General features: G+C 66.4%; 4 protein-coding genes and 1 pseudogene. 1 reads left to right on the forward strand and 4 read right to left on the reverse strand.

Annotated elements, in window-relative coordinates; genetic code table 11:
- Positions 1-81: 81 nt before the first annotated feature.
- From ACVWZ5_RS10535 to ACVWZ5_RS10550, 4 genes and pseudogenes are all read right to left on the reverse strand, one after another.
- Positions 82-261, reverse strand: a pseudogene (locus tag ACVWZ5_RS10535) (hypothetical protein); the annotation flags it as partial.
- An 89-nt stretch (positions 262-350) separates the two neighbouring features.
- Complete coding sequence (locus ACVWZ5_RS10540; protein ID WP_028692888.1) at positions 351-770, reverse strand: hypothetical protein; 420 nt, start codon at positions 768-770, stop codon at positions 351-353.
- Between the two features lie 11 nt (positions 771-781).
- Positions 782-5,341, reverse strand: a complete 4,560-nt coding sequence (locus ACVWZ5_RS10545; protein ID WP_457340596.1) for an RHS repeat-associated core domain-containing protein — start codon at positions 5,339-5,341, stop codon at positions 782-784.
- A gap of 150 nt (positions 5,342-5,491) precedes the next feature.
- The gene (locus ACVWZ5_RS10550) at positions 5,492-18,439 is read right to left on the reverse strand and encodes a non-ribosomal peptide synthetase (RefSeq protein WP_457340597.1); all 12,948 of its coding nucleotides are present in this window, start codon (positions 18,437-18,439) and stop codon (positions 5,492-5,494) included.
- 318 nt (positions 18,440-18,757) lie between these two features.
- On the opposite strand from ACVWZ5_RS10550, the gene ACVWZ5_RS10555 reads away from it, so the two are divergent.
- The gene (locus ACVWZ5_RS10555; RefSeq protein ID WP_028692886.1) at positions 18,758-19,285 is read left to right on the forward strand and encodes an RNA polymerase factor sigma-70; all 528 of its coding nucleotides are present in this window, start codon (positions 18,758-18,760) and stop codon (positions 19,283-19,285) included.
- Positions 19,286-19,298: the final 13 nt, after the last annotated feature.

Consider the following 19,298-nt stretch of genomic DNA (forward strand, 5'->3'; position numbering starts at 1 on the left):
CGGCAATCTATCTGAAGGTGCAACGATAGCCTTTGGCGAATACCTCGACAGGGCTGTCGTAACCCACCAGCAGACAGCGCTTCAAGCCCAGCGACCCTGACGGGTCGCAAAGCGCTTTGCGTTCGCCTGGGCACTGTACGAAAAGTAATGCCATGAACACCGCCGCCAGCAAGCCATCCTGATCATTGCAGCAAAGCTTTCCGCCAGCTTGCAGCGGCGTGTACCCAGGCGGCGGTTCTCCTTCAGCCAACCAAATAGTCGTGGACAAGGAGATACGGTCGGCACACGGCCGGAGCCGTCCTTTACACGCTCATTGATACGCCCGCTTCACCCTCGACCTTGACCATGGCTCAAGCCATCAAGGTCTCGGAAAATAGAGTGTGTATACGCTGACAGAAATCTGATTTTTCGACACTGTCCGGCAACACCAATACATAGTAAAAAATTCGATTGAAGCGCAAATTGATATCGTACGGTTCGAAATCCGAATCACCTTCAAACTCGAATAGCGTAGCGATCCCGTTCAACGCTGCTGGCTTTGCCTCAACGCCGAAGCACCCCTCGCCCGTCGCCCCCAAATTGTAACCTTGCTCAAGGTGGGCCTTCAGCATCCCCTCATCTTTATAGAAAAGAATAAACTCCTCTCCCCGAATGCACTCCTGCTGTGACTGAAACCCCAGACGTGCTGCTTTTTCCGTCAATGCCGCGAGCCCCGCCTCCAGCGACGTATCGGTATAAAAGCCATACATGACACCCGACCAATCAGCCATTTCACTGTCTCCTATAGCTTGCATCCGGAAGCACCGTGACTGACATCAGCGCGAAGTCTTCTATTAGCGTCCCGGAGCTGAATATCTTCTTGTATATAGAGCCTTAGATAAGCATTCTGCCGATCCACTTTTTTAACTTTCCCGCTATCAACCTCAAATGAAACAAAATGGGTACTTTTCTCTTTGGTCAGCCCCATTTTACCTCTTACATTGGTGCTCTCCATTTCCTCAGGCGTTAGTGTCGTCACGTAGACACCTTTGGGCTTGCCTTGAATAGCGCCTCGCCCCCTGGCGCCGGGGTCACTTTGATTAATCACGCCTGTCCCCATGATTCCCTTATAACCTTCCTTGCTCGTGTAATGATAAACACGCACCACCTCCAAGCCTAACGGATCGATCCATGACAGAGGATTAGGCGCATATTGATAGAGGTTGATCCCGCCCCTCAAACCTAGCGGGTCTTGCTGGGTAAACCGCCCGATATCCGGGTCATAGAATCTGAATGTGTTGTAGTGCAGCCCAGTTTCCCGATCCAGGTACTGCCCCTGAAAACGCACATTCTGCCGGCTGACCTGCTCCGGCGCATGCCATTCCTCGCAGTTGTTGCCCCATACCTGGTACTGCCCCTGCCAGGCAGTTATCCCGTGTTCGTCGGTCAGTTGCTCTACCAGGCCGACCAGATTCGTATGAAAGTGGAAAACCTGCTCATGTCCAGGCAGCCCATCTACCCTGGCCAGTGGCTCATGGCCCGCCGCGTCTGCGTACAGATAGAGACTCGGTTTGCCGTCCTGAACTTCTCGCAACAGACGAAGGCCTTGCCACTGAAACTCGGTTCGGCTGACCGGCACGTCCAGCTCGTCACGGTAGACCCTTTTGTCGATGCGCCTGCCCAAGGGGTCGTAAGCAAACTCGATCCGTTCGCGAAGCGGCCCCCGCCGCTGACGGATACAGACCAGCCGGTGCTCTGCATCGTACTCAAAACGCTGGAGCAGACGATTGCCGGAGCGTTTCTCCTCGAGCCGACCAAAGCGGTCGTAGCGATAGCGTCTGTCTTGGAACACCTTGACCCGGTTATGCCGTACCCGACCGTTGACCTGATATCCCTCTAGCAGGTTGCCGGCAAGGTCGTAGCCAAAGTGCTCGACCATCGGCTGTTGCTGAGGCAACTGGCGTGACGCGCCATGGATTCGTTCGGTGGGCCCATAGTCATAACCAATGCGCCCCTGGTAGCTGCCACGCCCACCGGCACCGGCCTGGAAACGACCGACCAGATGCTCAAGCTCGACCCCCAGCCCGCTACCAGCGCGCTGCGTCTGGGTCAGTACCTCGCCGACAAGGTTGTCTGTCGCATCGTACTCATAGTCCTTCTGCAGCAATGGCAAGCGGGTGGGCTCGCCATCCTGATATTCCACAGCCTTGCGCAGCAGGCGCCGCGTGCTGTCATAACGGGTTCTGGTAAGCAATGCGCCCTGGCTGCGCAAGACCTCGCCGTGTAGCGCATCGCGCTCGAAATCGCTGATCACCCGCCCATCGAGGTTGATCTGGTGCAGATGTCCGCTGCCGTAACACAGGTAGTTGATCCGGCGAGAGTCAGGCAGCGTCAAGGTCTGCAGGTTACCGAGGGGATCATAGGTGTAACCGAGTTGCCCTGGACCCTGACTTTCGCTCAGCAATCGCCCCATGGCGTCGTAGGTGAAGTCCAACTGCTGGACCTGACCATTACGGTGAGTGAAACGGATCGCCAGCAGATTGTCAGCAGCATCGTAGCGGTAGGTCGTCTCGCCATCGTCGGTCCGCCTGCACAACAGACGACCGACCGCATCGTGTTCATGGTAGTGAACCTGTGCAAACACTTCGGGCTCATCCGGGCTGCCCGGCAACACGGGCTCCGCTTCGCGGCATGGGTGCACGGTGCGTTGGGTGATCGCATCCAGGGCATCATAAAGCAGACTGAAACCGCCACCATCGAGGTTACGCTGACCAACCAACCGATCTAGCGCATCCCACTGGAAGCGATAGTGCTCGCCATTCTCGTTTTCCAACTGCTGCAAGCGGCCATAGGCATCCCAGTGCAACCGCACGGTGTGCCCCAGCGCATCAGTACGCTGCAGCAGTCGACCGCTGCCATCATATTGCCATTGGGTCATGCGCTGTGCTGGGTCGACATGGCGGGCCAACTGCCCCGCCGCATCGATCTGGTAGTGCTCGACCCTGCCGTCAGCCAACTCGCGCTGCAACAGGCGACCACGGCTGTCGAAGCGATAGCGCGTGGTGCCACCCTCGGCGTTGCGCACCTCACTCAGGTGCCCGCGCCAATCGTAGCGATAGTGGGTCTGTTGAGCAGAGCAGTCACGCGCACAGATCAGTTGGCCGCGATCATTCCAATTGAACGAACGCTCCTTGCCTATGGCGTCGACACTACGCACCATACGCCCCTGACGATCGTGGTCGTAACGTGTCAGTTGCCCGAGTGGATCGACTTCGGACAACAGGTTGCCCCGAGCATCATAGGTATAACGACGCTCATGCCCTGCTCCATCGACGATGCGGGTGGGCAAGGCCCAATGTTCGGTGTAGCCGATGCTTTCACGACGCCCCAACGGGTCGGCAGTGGCAACCACGCGCCCGAGCGCATCGTAGCTATAGGACCACTCGCCACCTTGTGGATCGAGGGTGCGTCGCAACAGGCCATCGACATAGTCGTGCCGCCAGCGATATCCCAGCGCATCGATGTAGGTGTGTACCTCGTTCAGCGCGCCCCAGTGATAGTGTTCCTCACGCCCCAGGCCATCGATGACCTGGGTATGGCCCTGCTCCAGGTCATAGATGAAGCGATAGTCCTCGCCGTCGCTGCCCCAGTGCCGAACCACGCGCCATTCATGCTCAGGCTGTGCCTCCAACAGCGCAGGCATGGCGTAAGGCGTGCCATCCAGACTGCACGGTTGGCGCGCCGGCGGTGGCGTGAAGCAGGCCCACTCGTAGTACCGGGTAGCCCCCATGGGCAGCGTATGGCTGGCCAGCAACCCTTGGTCGGTGTAGGTAAACTGCCTCAGCAATTGCCCTTCGGCATCGGCGACAGCCTCCAATTGCCCTGCCGAGGTGTAGCGATACTGCACCAGGCATTCGCGCTGCTCGACGGCAAAGGCCCGGCCGGACCGCAAGGACAGTCTGTGGATCTCGGCTACCCGGCGCGGTTGCCCGTCGGCATAGCACAGTTCGATGAAGATCCGGGCCGAGCTGTCGCCGAGGAACTGCAATCGGCCGTGTTCATCGTAGAACAGCTCCAGGCAATTGAGGTTGCGATCACCGACCTTGACCAGGCGCGACCGCCGACTGTCCAGTGGATCGGTATGAAACACCCGGTACAAGCCGCTGTTGATGTCCTCGACGATGGTGAAGCCGTTGTCCTGATGAAAAAACGCCAGGCCATCGAGAATGCTGACAAAGGCACTGCCGACCTGCAGACGCCCGAGCTCCAGCCTGGCGCCCTCATCATCGACGTAGATCCACAACTCGCCCCCCTCAGGGTGCGCGACACGCTCCAGGCGCACTTCGTAGGGCACACTCCAACCCATGCCGAACAGGCCATCGCTACGCCGGTCGTTGCTGTCATAGCGCCGCGCCCAATTGATCGGGACCATCGCTGCGAGAGTGAAATCCACATCCTCGGGGCCGTCCTGGAATTTGCTGCCCATCGCTGGAGCCACCGGGTTGCCCACCCCGCAGCGGCGCCCCTTGAGCATGCCCCGGCGACTGATGAGCATCCCGGCAATCAGGCCAATGATCTTCGCCGCGGCGCTCTTGCCGTCGTGGATGTCGCGCACGGTGGTGGTGCCGCCACCGATGCGCACATTGGGCGAGTAGGTCATGCCGATCGGCCCGTCGCAGGTGGTCTTGTCTCCAACCCGCGCTGCCGGCTGACCATTGATGAACACCTTGTCCGAGCCCTGGGCAACGAACTGTTCGGGCATCGGTGGGTGCTTGCTGCAGACCGCCTTGTCCTCGGGCTTGGGAATCGATCCGGGCGCGGCCGGCGTGGTCACCGGCGGGTTGAAGATGCTGTTGATCTCCTGCGCCAGGCCGATCACCGGCAACACCATCGAGGCGCCGACCATGGCGTAGGCACCGATGTTTTCGAGGATCGACGGTTCATCGGCTGGGCCCGGCGCCTCGACCGGGCCACCACTCACCCCGGCGGCGCGCGCCGCGAGGATGCCGTTGATGCGGGTGTTGTGCGAGCCACTGCTGATCGAGCCGTACGGCTCGGGCGGAAACAGCGAATTGCCGACCCAGTTGCTGAAGTCGCTGATATGGTCGCCAATGCTCTTGTCTTCACCGGCCGGCAGCATGGCGGCGGCACTGACCATGACCCCGGCAATCAGCGGTGTGAGCACGGCGGCGGCGCCGCCGGTACCGACCACCGCGACCACCGCGCCACCGATGGCGGCGCCGACCGCGGCGACCGCCGCCGCATAGACGGCGGCCTCGACCAAGCCACTGACCAGCTCGGCCATCAGCGGGGGATGAAGAATGAGATCGCCCATGCGGGCGGCATGCAGGCTATCGTCCATGAAACCAGTGAAATCCTTGCGCAGTGTGTGCAGCGTAGCACCGGCAAGGGTGAGGATTACAGGGTGGCCATGCGCCACTTCGGCACGTCGGCGCAGGGCTTGCCTGATCCTGTGGGAACAGGCAGGCCCTGCGCTGACGTGCCGAAGTGGCTACAACGCCTCCAGCTCCGCCATCAGGTCGCTCAACCGATCGACCTTGGCGTCATCCAGCGCGCTGTCCTGCAGCCCGCGCACATAGTCCGCCAGCTCTTCGACCGTGCTGCACTCGAACATCGCCCGCAACGGCACATTCAACTGCAGGGCCTTCTGCACCCGCGAGGCGATCTGCGTCGCCAGCAGCGAATGCCCGCCCAGCTCGAAGAAGTTGTCGCGCACGCCCACCCGCTCGGCCTTGAGCACATCGACCCAGATGCCGGCGAGGGTCTGCTCCAGATCGTCGCGCGGCGCCAGGTAGGCCTGGCTGTGCTGGCCGCCGATCTCGATGGCCGGCAGCGCCTTGCGGTCGAGCTTGCCGTTGGCGTTGTGCGGCAGGTTGTCGAACCAGCCCCAGTGCAGCGGCACCATGTACTCCGGCAGCTCGGCGCGCAGGCGCTGCTTGAGCTGGTCGAGCAGCACGGCGTCGGCGGCGACGCCCTGGTGCGCCACCAGGTAGCCGACCAAATGCTTGCCGTTGATTCCTTCCTGCACGCCCACCGCAGCATCGCGCAGCTCGGCTTGCTCGTGCAGGCGTGCCTCGATCTCGCCCAGCTCGATGCGGTAGCCGCGGATCTTCACCTGGTGGTCGATACGCCCGACGTACTCCAGCACGCCATCGGGACGGCGCCGGGCCAGGTCGCCGGTGCGGTACAGGCGCTCGCCCGGCGCACCGTACGGGTGTGGGATGAAGGCCTGGGCGGTGCGCAGCGGATCGCCGACATAGCCACGGCCCACGCCGGTGCCGGCGACGCACAGCTCGCCCACCGCGCCCAGCGGCACCAGGGTCTGGTCCTCGCCGAGCAGATACAGGCGGTTGTTGTCAGTCGGCGTGCCGATCGGCAGGTAGCTGCCCTGGGTCGAGGCGGCGTCGACGCGGAAGAACGCCACGTCATCCGAACACTCCGCCGGGCCATAGGCGTTGACCAGGCCGATGGCCGGGTAACGCTGCAGCCACTGGGCGGCCAGCTCAGGCGGCATGGCCTCGCCGGTCGGCAGCATCCAGCGCAGGCCGTCGAGGGCCTGGTGGTCGTTGGCCAGCATGCCCTGGATCAGCGACGGCACGCTCTCCAGCACGGTGATGCCGGTGGCCTGCACATGGCTCAGCAGGCCCTGCGGGTCGTGGGCGATGGCGTTCGGCACGATCTGCACCTTGGCCCCGAACAGCGGCGCGGCGAGGAACTGCCACACCGAGATGTCGAAGCTCTGCGAGGCGGTCTGGGCGATCACGTCCTGCTCGTCCAGGGCCAGGTATGGCACCTTGCTCAGCTGGTTGTTGAGCATGCCGCGCTGCTCGACCATCACGCCTTTGGGCAGCCCGGTGGAGCCGGAGGTGTAGATCACGTAGGCGAGGTTGTCCGGCGCGCTGTGGATGCCGGGGTTGTGGCTGGCCACGGTGCTCGCCTGCACCTCTTCCCAGACCAGCAGCTTCGGCCGTGCCGCACCCGCCACTTCGTCGAGCAACTGGCGCGCCTGCTCGGCGCAGGCCGCGCTGCACACCAGCACCGGCGTGCGGCTGAGCTCGACGATGCGTTGCAGGCGCGCCGACGGCAGGCCCGGATCCAGCGGCAGGTAGCCGGCGCCGGCCTTGAAGCTGCCGACGATCATGCCCAGCAGCGCCAGGCCGCGCTCGGCCAGCAGCGCCACCGGTTGGTCGATGGCCACGCCGGCCGCGACCAGGGCATGGCCGAGGCGGTTGGCCGCCACGTTCAACCCGGCATAGTCGTAGGACGCCTCCAGGCAGCGGGCGACGGTGCGCTGCGGGTGCGCGGCGACCCGCGCCTCGAACAGCTCGACGTAGCTCTGCTCCAGGGCGTAGCTGTGCTCGGTGCGATTGCAGTCGTCGAGCAGGAAGCGCTGCTCCTCGGCGCCCAGCAGTGCCAGCTCATCCACCTCGCCATTGAAGCCCTCGACCAGCGCCAGCAGCAGGCGCTTGAACTCGGCGAGCAGGCGCTCGACGGTCGGATAGTCGAAGTAACGCTGGTCGAATGACAGGTGCAGGCCCAGGTCATCGCCCGGGTAGCACACCGCGGTCAGCGGGAAGTTGGTGTGGGTGCGGCCCGAGTCGGAGCTGGCGTCCAGGTGCTGGGCGTGGTCGAGCACGGCGGTTTCCACCGGGGCGTTCTCGAACACGAACAGGCTGTCGAACAGCGGCTGGCCCTTGGGCAGTTCGCTGCACTCCTGGATCGCCACCAGCGGCAGGTACTCGTACTCGCGCAGCTGCATGTTGTGCTCGAGCAGGCCTTGCAGCCAGTCACGCACGCTGCGCCGTTCGCCGGGCTGCGGCATCTGCACGCGCAGGGCGATGCTGTTGATGAACAGGCCGACCGTGCGCTGCATCTGCGGCAGGCTCACCGGACGCCCGGCCACGGTAACGCCGAACACCACGTCGCGGTCGCCGCTGTATCGGGCCAGGGTCAGGGCCCAGGCCGCCTGGGCGAAGGTGTTGACCGTCAGCTGGTGGGCCTGGGCCAGTTCGCGCAGGCGCGCGCCCTCGCTCACCTCGAGGCGGGTGTAGCAATCGCCCACTACCATGCCGTCACCGGCGTGATCGTGGCGCAGCGGTCGATCGCTGGGGATCGCCGTGGCCCGTTCGAAGCCGGCCAGGTTGGCCTGCCACCACTGGCGCGCCTCGTCGAGGTCCTGGCGCTGCAGCCAGCCGATGTAGTCGCGGTAGCGCGGCGGCACCGGCAGCTGGGCTTGGCGTCCCTCGCCCAGGGCCTGGTAGATCTCGAAGAAGTCGTTCATCAGCAGCGAGCGGCACCAGGCATCGATGAGGATGTGGTGGTTGCTCATCATGAACCAGTAGCGTGCCTCGTCGACGCGCACCAGGCGCAGGTGGAACGGCGCTTCGCGCAGCAGTTCGAATCCGGCCTCGCGCTCCTGCTTGTGCAAAGCCTGCAGGCGCGCCTCCTGGGTGGTCTCGTCGAGGCCGCGCCAGTCCTGGTAGTCCACCGGGGTCTTGCCGGGCTTGTGGATGATCTGCAGCATCGCTTCGCCAGCGTTCCAGCTGAACGATGCGCGTAACGCCTCGTGGCGCGCCACAACGGCCTGCCAGGCCTGGGCGAAGCGCTCGGGGTCCAGGGCGCTGTTGATGCGGTAGCGGTCCTGCATGTAGTAGATGCCGGTGCCCGGCTCGAGCAGGGTGTGCAGCAGCAGGCCTTCCTGCATCGGCGTCAGCGGGTAGACGTCCTCGATCTCGGCGGCCGGGATCGGCAGCGCGTCGATCTGCTCCTGGGTCAGTTGCGCCAGCGGGAAGTCCGACGGCGTGAAGCTGCCGTTGCCGTCCGCCAGGCAGTGGCCGATCAAGGCCAGCAGCTCCTGGCGGTAGGCTTCGGCCAGGCGGGCAATGGTCGCTTCGTCGTAGCGCTCGGCGCTGAAGCTCCAGCGCAGTTGCAGCGCGCCGCCGTACACCTGGCCATCGACGCTCAGCCAGTTCGGCAGCGGCGCATCGAGGTCATGGGCCAGGCCCGCGGGGGCGTCCAGCGGCTGGAACAGCGCCGCCTGGTCGAACTGCTGGTCGAACTGGCCCAGGTAGTTGAAGGTGATGCGCGCCTGGGGTAGCGCGGCCATGCGTTCGCGCCCGGCCTCGTCGGCCAGGTAGCGCAGCACGCCATGGCCCAGCCCCTTGTGCGGCACCTGGCGCAGTTGCTCCTTGATGCGCTTGATCGACCCGGCACGGGCCGACTCGTCCTCGCCCATCTGCGGGCTCAGGCTCAGCGGGTAGGCGTTGGTGAACCAGCCGACGCTGCGGGTCAGGTCCATGTCCTCGAACAAGCCGTCACGGCCATGGCCTTCCAGCTGCACCAGCACCTGTTGATCACCGCTCCACTGGCACAGGGTGCGCGCCAGGGCGGTCAGCAGCAGGTCGTTGACCTGGGTGTGGTAGGCCGCCGGCGCCTGTTGCAGCAGCTGGCGGGTCTGTTCGACGTCCAGTTCGATGGCGATGCTGCGGGCATGGCGGTGCAGGTTGCCGCCCTGGGGATGGTCGCAGGGCAGTTCGCGACGGGCGCTGCCCAGTTGCGCCTCCCACCAGTCCAACTCGTCACGCAGCGAATCGCTGCCGGCATAGCTGGCCAGGCGCGCCGCCCAGTCGCCCATGGCATGGGTCTTGGCGGCCAGCGTTTCACCCCGGTAAAGCGCCTGCAGGTCTTCCAGCAGGACACGCCAGGACACGCCATCGACCACCAGGTGATGGATCGCCAGCAGCAGGCGCTGGGCGCCCTGCTCGTCGCTGACCAGCAAGGCGCGCAGCAGCGGCCCCTCGGCAAGGTCGAGGCTGCGCTGCACATCGGTATAGAGCGCCTGGCAGTCCTCGAAATCGCTCACGGTCGCGGTCCACAGCAACGGCTGGGTGCTCGGCTGGGCGTACTCGGCCTGCCAGCGGCCGTTGGCCCGGCCGAAGCGCAGGCGCAGGCTGTCGTGGTGTTCGACCAGCGCGGCCAGGGCCTGCTCCAGCGCCTCGGCCTGCAGCGGCTGGCGTACCTGCAGCAGCACGGCCTGGTTCCAGTGCTGCGGTTGCGGCACTTCGCTGTCGAAGAACCAGTGCTGGATTGGCGTCAGGCCGGCTCTGCCCTCACGCGGGCCCTGCTCGATGCTGCCCGGCGCCTCGCTGCGGGTCACCACCGCCGCCAGGGTCTGGATGGTCTGGTGCTGGAACAGGTCGCGCGGGGTGAACTGCAGCCCCAGCTGACGGGCCCGGCTGACCACCTGGATCGACAGGATCGAGTCGCCGCCCAGTTCGAAGAAGTTGTCCTGCACGCCGATGCGCGGCAGGTTGAGCACTTCGCGCCAGACCTGCGCCAATTGGCTTTCCAGCTCATTGGCCGGTGCCTGGTAGTGCTGGAGCGCCTGCTCCAGGTCCGGCGCCGGCAGCGCGCGGCGGTCGAGCTTGCCGTTGCCCATCAGCGGCAGGCTGTCGAGCAGCACCAGGTGTGCCGGTACCATGTAGTCCGGCAGGTGCTGGCGGGCATCGGCCTTGACCGCCTCGCGCAGCAGGGCCTGGGCCTCGCCGTCGGCGCTGGCCTGCGGGCACACCAGGTAGCCCACCAGTTGCTTGCCGCCCGGCAGGTCGAGGGCCAGGACCACCGCCTCCTCGACGGCGGCGTGCTCCTGCAGGCGGCTCTCGATCTCGCCCAGCTCGATACGGAAGCCGCGGATCTTCACCTGTTGGTCGGCACGTCCGACATACTCCACCAGGCCATCGGCGCGCAGGCGCACCAGGTCGCCGGTGCGGTACAGACGGCCACCGTCATGGCTGAACGGGTCGGCGACGAAGCGCTCGGCGCTCAGGCCCGGACGGTCGTGGTAGCCCTGGGCCAGGCCCGCGCCGCCCACGTACAGCTCACCGATCCCGCCCTGTGGCAACAGGGCCAGGTCGTCGTCGAGGATGTAGGCGGTGCGGGCGCCGATCACCCGGCCGATCGGCACGCTGCCGGCATCGACGGGCAGCGTGTCCGGTGCCAGGCAGGCCAGCGGCATGACCACGGTCTCGGTCGGGCCGTAGGCGTTGAAGAACTGTTGCGGGGCAAAGGCCTGGCGGATGCGCTGCAGGTGTTCGCCGGTCAGCGCCTCGCCGCCGGTGATCACCAGGCGCACCGGCAACTGCTCGCCCTGCCCGGCCAGGTACTGGGCCAGCTGGCTGCCGTAGCTCGGGGTAAAGCCAAGCACGCTGACCTGCTGCTCGCGCACCAGCTGGCAGATTTCCTCGGCGCCCCACTGCCCTTGGGCGCGCAGCACCACGCGGGCGCCGCACAGCAGCGGCACCAGCAGGCGTTCGCTGGCGGCGTCGAAGTTGATCGAATAGAAATGCAGCTCGCAGTCGTCGCTGCGCATGCCGAACTCGGCGATTACCGCCTTGCAGTGCATGGCGATTTCACCGTGGCTGACTACCACGCCCTTGGGCTTGCCGGTGGAGCCTGAGGTGTAGATCAGGTAGGCCTGGTGCTGCGCCAGGTTGAGGTTGTCCAGGGCGGCGTCGCTGTAGGCGGACAGGCTCGCGGCATCGTCCTCCAGGCTCCAGCGCGCGACACCCGGCGGCAGTTCGCCCAGGGTGTCGAGCAGGTCGCGCTGGCCGATCAGCAAGCCAAGGCGGCTGTCCTCGATCATGTAGCGCAGGCGATCGAGCGGGTACTCCGGATCCAGCGGCACATAAGCGCCACCGGCTTTGAGAATGGCCAGCAGGCCCACCACCATCTCCAGCGAGCGCTCCAGCGCCAGGCCCACCCGCACCTGCGGGCCGACGCCGCGCTCGCGCAGGGCGCGGGCCAGGCGGTTGGCCTGCTGGTCGAGCTCGGCATAGCTCAGGTGCTGGCCGGCAAAGGTCAGGGCCAGGGCCTGCGGGGTGCGCTCGGCCTGGGCGGCGAACAGCCCGTGCAGCGTCTGGTTCAGCTCGAAGTCCTGCTCGCCCTGGAGCTGGCCGATCAGCACCTGCTGTTCGGCTTCGGCGAGCATCGGCAGTTCGCACAGGCGCTGTTGCGGGTCATCGATCAGCGCCACCAGCAACTGCTGCCAGTGCTCGGCCATGCGGACGATGCGCGGCTCGTCGAACAGGTCGCGGCTGTAGGTGAAGCAGCAGCCCAGGCGGCCATCGAGGTCGGTGACCTCCAGGTACAGGTCGAACTTGGTGGCGCTGGCGTCGTTGACCAGGTAGTCCACCTGCATGCCCACCAGCTCGCGGCTCTGCTGGAAGGCCCAGCGCTGCACGTTGCACATCACCTGGAACAGCGGGTTGTAGGCGCTCGAACGCGGCGGCTGCAAGGCCTCGACCAGTTGCTCGAACGGCAGGTCCTGGTGCGACTGGCCGTCGATGATGGTCTGGCGCACCTGGTCGAGCAGCGCGTCGGCGCTCATCTGCCCGTCCAGCTCGCAGCGCAGCACCTGGGTGTTGAGGAAGGCGCCGATCAGCCCTTCGCTTTCCGGACGGATGCGGTTGGCCACCGGCGCGCCGATGCGCAGGTCGCGCTGGCCGCTGTAGCGGTGCAACAGCGCGGCCAGGGTGGCGGTCATGGTCATGAACAGGGTCAGGCCGCGCTGGCTGTTGAAGGCATGCACGCGCTTGACCAGCGCCGGATCCAGGTCGAAGCGGTAGAGCCCTCCCTGGTGGCTCTGCACCGCTGGGCGCGGACGATCGGCCGGCAGCGCCAGCACCGGGTGCTCGTCGCCCAGGCGGTTTTTCCAGTACGCCAGCTGACGGGCGCCCTCGCCGCTTTCCAGCCACTGGCGCTGCCACACGCTGTAGTCGAGGTACTGCACCGGCAGCGGCGCCAGCGGCGACTCGCGCTCGTCGACGAAGGCCTCGTACAGCTCGCCCAGTTCACGGGCGAAGATGTCCATGGCCCAGCCTTCGGTGACGATGTGGTGCAGGGTCAGGACAAAGTAATGCTCGCGCTCGCCGGCCTTGACCAGGCAGGCGCGCAGCAGCGGGCCGCGCTCCAGGTCGAACGGCTGGTGCGCCTGGTCGTCGGCCAGTTGCTGCAGGCGTTGCTGGCGGGCCTCGTCGGCCAGGGCGCTGAAGTCGTGCCAGTGCAATTGCAGGTGGCTGTCGTCGGCCACGCACTGGTACGGCTTGCCGTCGATGCTGGGGAAGGTGGTGCGCAGGGTCTCATGGCGCACGATCAGCGCCTGCAGGGCGCGCTCGAAGGCGTCCACATGCAGCGGCCCCTGGAAGCGGGCCATGCCGCCGACGTTGTAGGCGGGGCTGTGCGGGTCCATCTGCCAGAGGAACCACATGCGCTGCTGCGAGTACGACAGCGGCACGGCCTGGCGGCGGTCGACACGCGCGATGGCGCCCTGGCGGTTGCGCTCGCCGCTGCCCTGCAGGCGGGCGATCTCGGCGCAGAACGCGCCCAGCTCGCTGGCGTCGAACAGGGCCTTGAGCGGCAGCTCGACATCCAGCGCCTGGCGGGTGCGCGAGACGATCTGGGTGGCCAGCAGCGAGTGGCCGCCGAGGGCGAAGAAATCGTCCTGCAGGCCGATTTGCGGCAGGTTCAGCACCTCGCGCCAGATCGCCGCGACCTGCTGCTGCAGCGCGCTCTGCGGCTCGACATGTCCACGTTGTTGCCAGACCGGCGCCGGCAGTGCCTTGCGGTCGACCTTGCCGCTCGGCCCCAGGGGCATCTGCGCCAGGTGGATGAGCTGCGCCGGCACCATGTAGGCCGGCAGGCGCTCGGCCAGCGCGGCCAGCAGCGCGTCGCTCTGTTCAATGCCGCTGTAGTAGCCCACCAGCTGGGCGCCGACGGCGTCCTGGTGGATCAGCACCAGCGCCTGGGCGACGCCCGGCTGGGCCAGCAGCACCGCCTGCACTTCCTCGGGTTCGACGCGGAAACCGCGCACCTTCACCTGCTGGTCGAGGCGGCCCAGGTACTCCAGGGCCTGGCTCTGCACATGCCAGCGGGCGCGGTCGCCACTGCGGTACAGGCGCGCGCCGTCGCCATCGGGCTGGGGCACGAAGCGTTCGGCGGTAAGCCCTGGGCGGCCGAGATAGCCACGGGCCAAACCCGCGCCCCCCAGGCACAATTCGCCGGGCACGCCCGGCGCGCTCAGCTCGAATTCGTCGTCCAGCACCCGGCACAGCACGTTGCCCAGCGGGCGGCCAATGGGCGAGCGGGCGCCATCACTCGCCTGGCAGTGCCAATGGGTGACGTTGATGGCGGTTTCGGTCGGGCCGTAGCGGTTGTGCAGTTGCACTTGCGGCAGCAGCTGCAGCACGCGGTCGCGCAGGGCCGCGGACAGCGCCTCGCCCCCGGAGAACAGCCGGCGCAGGCTGGTGCAGCCGGCGGCCAGCGGCTCCTGGACAAACACCTGCAGCAGCGGCGGCACGAAGTGCAGCGTGGTCACCCCGTGTTGCTGGATCAGCTGGGCGATGCGCTGCGGGTCACGGTGCTCGCCGGGGCCGGCCAGCACCAGCCGGCAACCGCTGACCAACGGCCAGAAGCACTCCCACACCGACACGTCGAAACTGATCGGCGCTTTCTGCATCAGCACATCGCTGTCGTCCAGCGCGTAGGTGGCCTGCATCCACTGCAGGCGTTCGGCCAGGGCCGCGTGGGTGTTGCCCACGCCCTTGGGCTGGCCGGTGGAGCCGGAGGTGTAGATCACATAGGCAAGGTTGTCACCGTGCAGGTGCAGGCCGGGGGCCTGGCTCGGCCAGCTGTCCAGGTGCAACTGGTCGAGGGCGATGGCGCTGACGCCGTCCACCTGCGGCAGCTTGTCGAGCAGGCTACCGTGACTGAGCAGCAGGCCGGCCTTGCAGTCGGCCAGCATGTAGGCCAGGCGCTCGGCCGGGTAGTCGGTGTCCAGCGGTACATAGGCGCCGCCGGCCTTGAGGATGGCCAGCAGGCCGACCAGCAGCTGTGGCGAACGCTCCAGGGCGATGGCCACGCAGGTGTCCGGGCCGACGCCCTTGTCGCGCAGGTAGTGGGCCAGGCGGTTGGCCTGCTGGTGCAGCTCGGCATGGCTGAGCTGGCCGCCCTCCCACACCAGCGCGGTGCGCTCGGGGGTCAGGCGAGCCTGTTCATTGAGTTGCTCGACCAGCAGGCGCGGCGCGCTCGCCATCGGCGCCTGCCCCCAGCCGAGCAGTTGCGCGCGGCCCTGCTCGTCGAGCAGGCGCACCTCGCCGAGGGCCAGCTGCGGCTCGGCGCAGACCTGCTCGAGCAAGGCCAGCAGATGGCTGGCCAGGCGCTTGACGGTGGCTGCCTCGAACAGCCCGGCGGCGTAGTCGAAGGCCAGCGTCAGGCGGCCCTGGTGGTCTTCCTCGCTGTGCAGTTGCAGGTCGAACTTGGCTTCGCGGCTGTGCCACGGCAGCTCTTCGGCCAGCAGCCCGGGCAGGCGGCGCAGGGCCGACAGGTCGCGCTGCTGGTGGTTGAACATGACCTGGAACAGGCCCTGTTCACGGGCCTGCGGCAGCGCTTCGAGCAACTGCTCGAACGGCAGGTCCTGATGGGCCTGGGCCTCCAGGGTGGCCTGGCGCGCCTGGGCCAGCAGCCCGGCGAACGACAGGCGGCCGTCGAGTTCGGCGCGCAGCACCTGGGTGTTGATGAAGAAGCCGACCATGCCCTGGGTTTCCAGGCGCGGACGGTTGGCGTTGGGCACGCCGACGCGGATGTCGCCCTGGCCGCTGTAGCGGTGCAGCAGGGCCTGCCAGCCGGCGAGCAGGACCATGAACAGGCTGGCCTGCTGGTCGCGGGCCAGCTCCTTGAGGGCGCTGGTCAGCGCCGCCGGCACCTTGAGGCTGTGACGCGCGGCGCGGGTGTGCTGTTGGCTGGCGCGGGGCTGGTCGGTGCACAGGTCGAGCACCGGTAGTTCATCACCCAGTCTGTTTTTCCAGTAGTCGAGCTGACGGGCGCTCTCGCCGTCAGCCAGCCACTGGCGCTGCCATTGGCCGTAGTCGGCGTAGCCCAGCGTCAGTTCGGGCAGTTGTACGGTCTGGCCCTGGGCGGCGTACAGGCGGGCGAACTCATCCAGCAGGATGTTCAGCGACCAGCCGTCGGCGACGATGTGGTGCAGGGTCACCCACAGCTGGTGCTCTTCATCGTCCAGGCGGGCCAGGGTCACCCGCAGCAGCGGCCCCTGGCGCAGGTCGAACGGCTGCTGCGCCTCGTCCTCGCGGCGCGCGGCCACCTCGGCGGGCGACAGTCCTTCGAGGTCCAGCTGACGCAGGCTGAACGACTGACTCGGCAGGATGCGCTGCACGGCCTGGCCGTCGACTTCGTCGAACAGCGTGCGCAAGGATTCGTGGCGGGCGACCAGGGCCTGGAAGCTCGCCTGCAGCGCCGCCTCGTCCAGCTCGCCGCGCAGGTGCAGACCGGCGGGGATGTTGTAGGCGGCGGACTGCGGCTCCAGTTGCCACAACAGCCACAGGCGATTCTGTGCCAGTGACTGCGGCAATGCCTGGTCGCGGTCCTGGTTGCGGATCACGCCAACTGTGCTGCCGCCTTCGGCGACAATGGCCGCCACGGCGGCGCTGTACTCGGCCAGGGTCGGTGCTTCGAACAGGGTGCGCAGGCTCAGTTGCAGCCCCAGCTCGTCGCCCAGGCGCGCGGTCACCTGGGTGGCGGCGATGGAGTTGCCGCCCAGCAGCAGGAAGTGATCGTCCGCCGCCACCGCCCCGACCTTGAGCAGTTCACGCCAGATACCGGCGATCCGTGCCTGCAGGTCGTCACCGGCCAGGACATGGCCCTGCGCCGTTTGCGCCATCGGGAACCGCGCATAGATATCCAGGCTGCCGTCGTTCATGCGCAGGCGGCAGGCCGAGCGCTGCAGCTTGCCGCTGGAGGTCTTGGGCAGCGCGCCGGGATTGAGCAGCAGGACCACGGCCGGCGCCTGGCGGCAGGCGTCGGCAATGACCCGGCGCAGGGTAGTGATCAGCGCCTCGGGCGTATGCGCTTTCTGCACGTTGCGGCTGATCTCCACCGCCACGCCGATGCCTTCCTCGCCCTGGTCGTCGACGGCGAACACCGCCACCCGGCCCTTGCGCAGCACCTCGACCTCACGCTCCAGGGTCTTTTCCAGGTCCTGCGGGTAGAGGTTCTGGCCACGGACGATGAGCATGTCCTTCAGGCGCCCGGTGACGAACACCTCGCCGTCGCGCATGAAGCCCAGATCGCCCGTGCGCAGCCAGGTCTGGCCGTCCATCTCGACGAAGGTACGGGCGCTGGCCTCGGGGTTGCGCCAGTAACCCAGGGCGATGCTCGGGCCGCCGGCCCAGATCTCGCCCACCTGGTTGTCAGCCAGCACCTGCAGCTGTTGCGGCTCGACGATGCGCACCGCGTGGCCCGGCTGTGGATAGCCGCAGCTCATCAGTACGCTGCCCTTGCCCGGCTCGGCACGGTTGGCGGCGAAGGCCTCGGCATCCAGCTCCAGGGCGCCGATGCCCTGGCCGCGGCGGCTGCCGCTGACGAACAGGGTGGCCTCGGCCAGGCCGTAGCTGGCGAAGAAGCTGCTGGCGTCGAAGCCACAGGCGGCAAATTTTTCGGCGAAGGTGTCGAGGCTGTCCTGGCGAATCGGCTCGGAACCGGAATAGGCCACGCGCCAGCGGCTCAGGTCCAGGCCGGCGAGCGCGGCCTCGCTGACCCGCTCGCTGCACAGCCGGTAGGCGAAGTCCGGGCCGCCGCTGATGGTGCCGCCGTACTCGCTGATCGCCTGCAGCCAGCGCAGCGGTCGGGCGAGGAAATAGCCCGGCGACATCAGCACGCAAGGTACGCCGCTGAAGATCGGCTGCAGCAGGCCACCGATCAGGCCCATGTCGTGGTACAGCGGCAGCCAGCTGACGATCACGTCATCCGGGTTCAGGTCGATGCCGAAACCCTGGCGGATCAGTTGCTCGTTGGCCACCAGGTTGCCGTGGCTGACCTGCACGCCCTTGGGCAGCGCGGTTGAGCCGGAGGTGTACTGCAGGAAGGCGATGTCATTGCCTTTGAGCTGAGGCTCGCGCCACTGCCCGGCCAACTGCGGGTCGAGACGGTCCACGGCCAGCAGGCCCGGAGCGCTGGCGCCAGCCAGGGCTTCGAGGCCCTGCAAACTGTCACACAGCGCTTCTACCGTCAGCAGCAGGCGCGGCTCGGCGTCGTCGATGATCGACAGCAGGCGCTCCTGGTGATGCTGGCGCGAAGACTCCGGCGGGTAGGCCGGCACGGCGATCACCCCGGCGTACAGGCAGCCGAAGAAGGCCGCGACATAGTCCGGGCCGCTGGGGAACAGCAGCACGGCACGCTCGCCGAACCCGGCCCGGGCCTGCAACGCCGCGGCGATGGTCCGCGCGCGGTGGTCGAGGTCCCGGTAGCTGAGCACCGCCTGCTCGCCGGGCGCGTCGGCCAGGAAGCGCAAGGCGATGCGCTCTGGGGTCTGGGCGGCGCGCTGCGCCAGGGCCTGGACCAGCGAGTGCGGGAGTTCGAAGGCGTCCGTCATGGAATGTTCCTGCCAGTGTCTGGGTGAGTCGCGCCTGACTGACCCGCGCACGACAGGCGGGCAGTGTTCGGCAGCCGAGATGTACACAGGGGAACGGATGGGCCGGGGAAGAAATTAGGCCTGTCGGACGGCCCGGGAAGGCCGGGCGCAGAGGGATGGAGTGAAGCAGTTCACAGCCTGGAGCTTAGAACCAAAATGGATCAAAACTCATTAACTTTCGTATTTGACAATCATTATCATTACGAATAGTTTGTCGCACGTCGTAGGAAGCCTCCTTCAGGGGGCGCTCCCACTCCTCTTCGAGACAAGGTGATTTCCATGGCGGAACAACTATCCACAAGTAAGTGCGATTCACCATTACTCCAGGCATTCGTCGACAACCGCAGCATCCTGGTGAAGATCGCCGCGCGCATCACCGGTTGCCGCTCCCGCGCCGAGGATGTGGTGCAGGACGCCTTTTTCAGGCTCAGCGCCGCCCCGCAGATCACCTCTTCCTTCAAGGCCCAGCTCAGCTACCTGTTCCAGATCGTGCGCAACCTGGCCATCGATCACTACCGCAAGCAGGCCATGGAGCTGAAATACACCGGCAGCGAAGAGGAAGGGATGAATGTGGTCATCCAGAATGCCTCGCCCGAGGCCACCCACATCAATCTCGCCACCCTGGAACACATCGCCGACGCCCTCGACGAGCTACCCAAACGCACCCGCTACGCCTTCGAGATGTACCGCCTGCATGGCGTGCCGCAGAAGGACATCGCCAAGGAGCTGGGCGTGTCGCCGACGCTGGTCAACTTCATGATCCGCGATGCGCTGATCCATTGCCGCAAGAGCAGCCGCCTGGGCTGAAACCGCCATCGCA

The sequence above is a fragment of the Pseudomonas sp. TE6283 genome, from assembly GCF_054060555.1.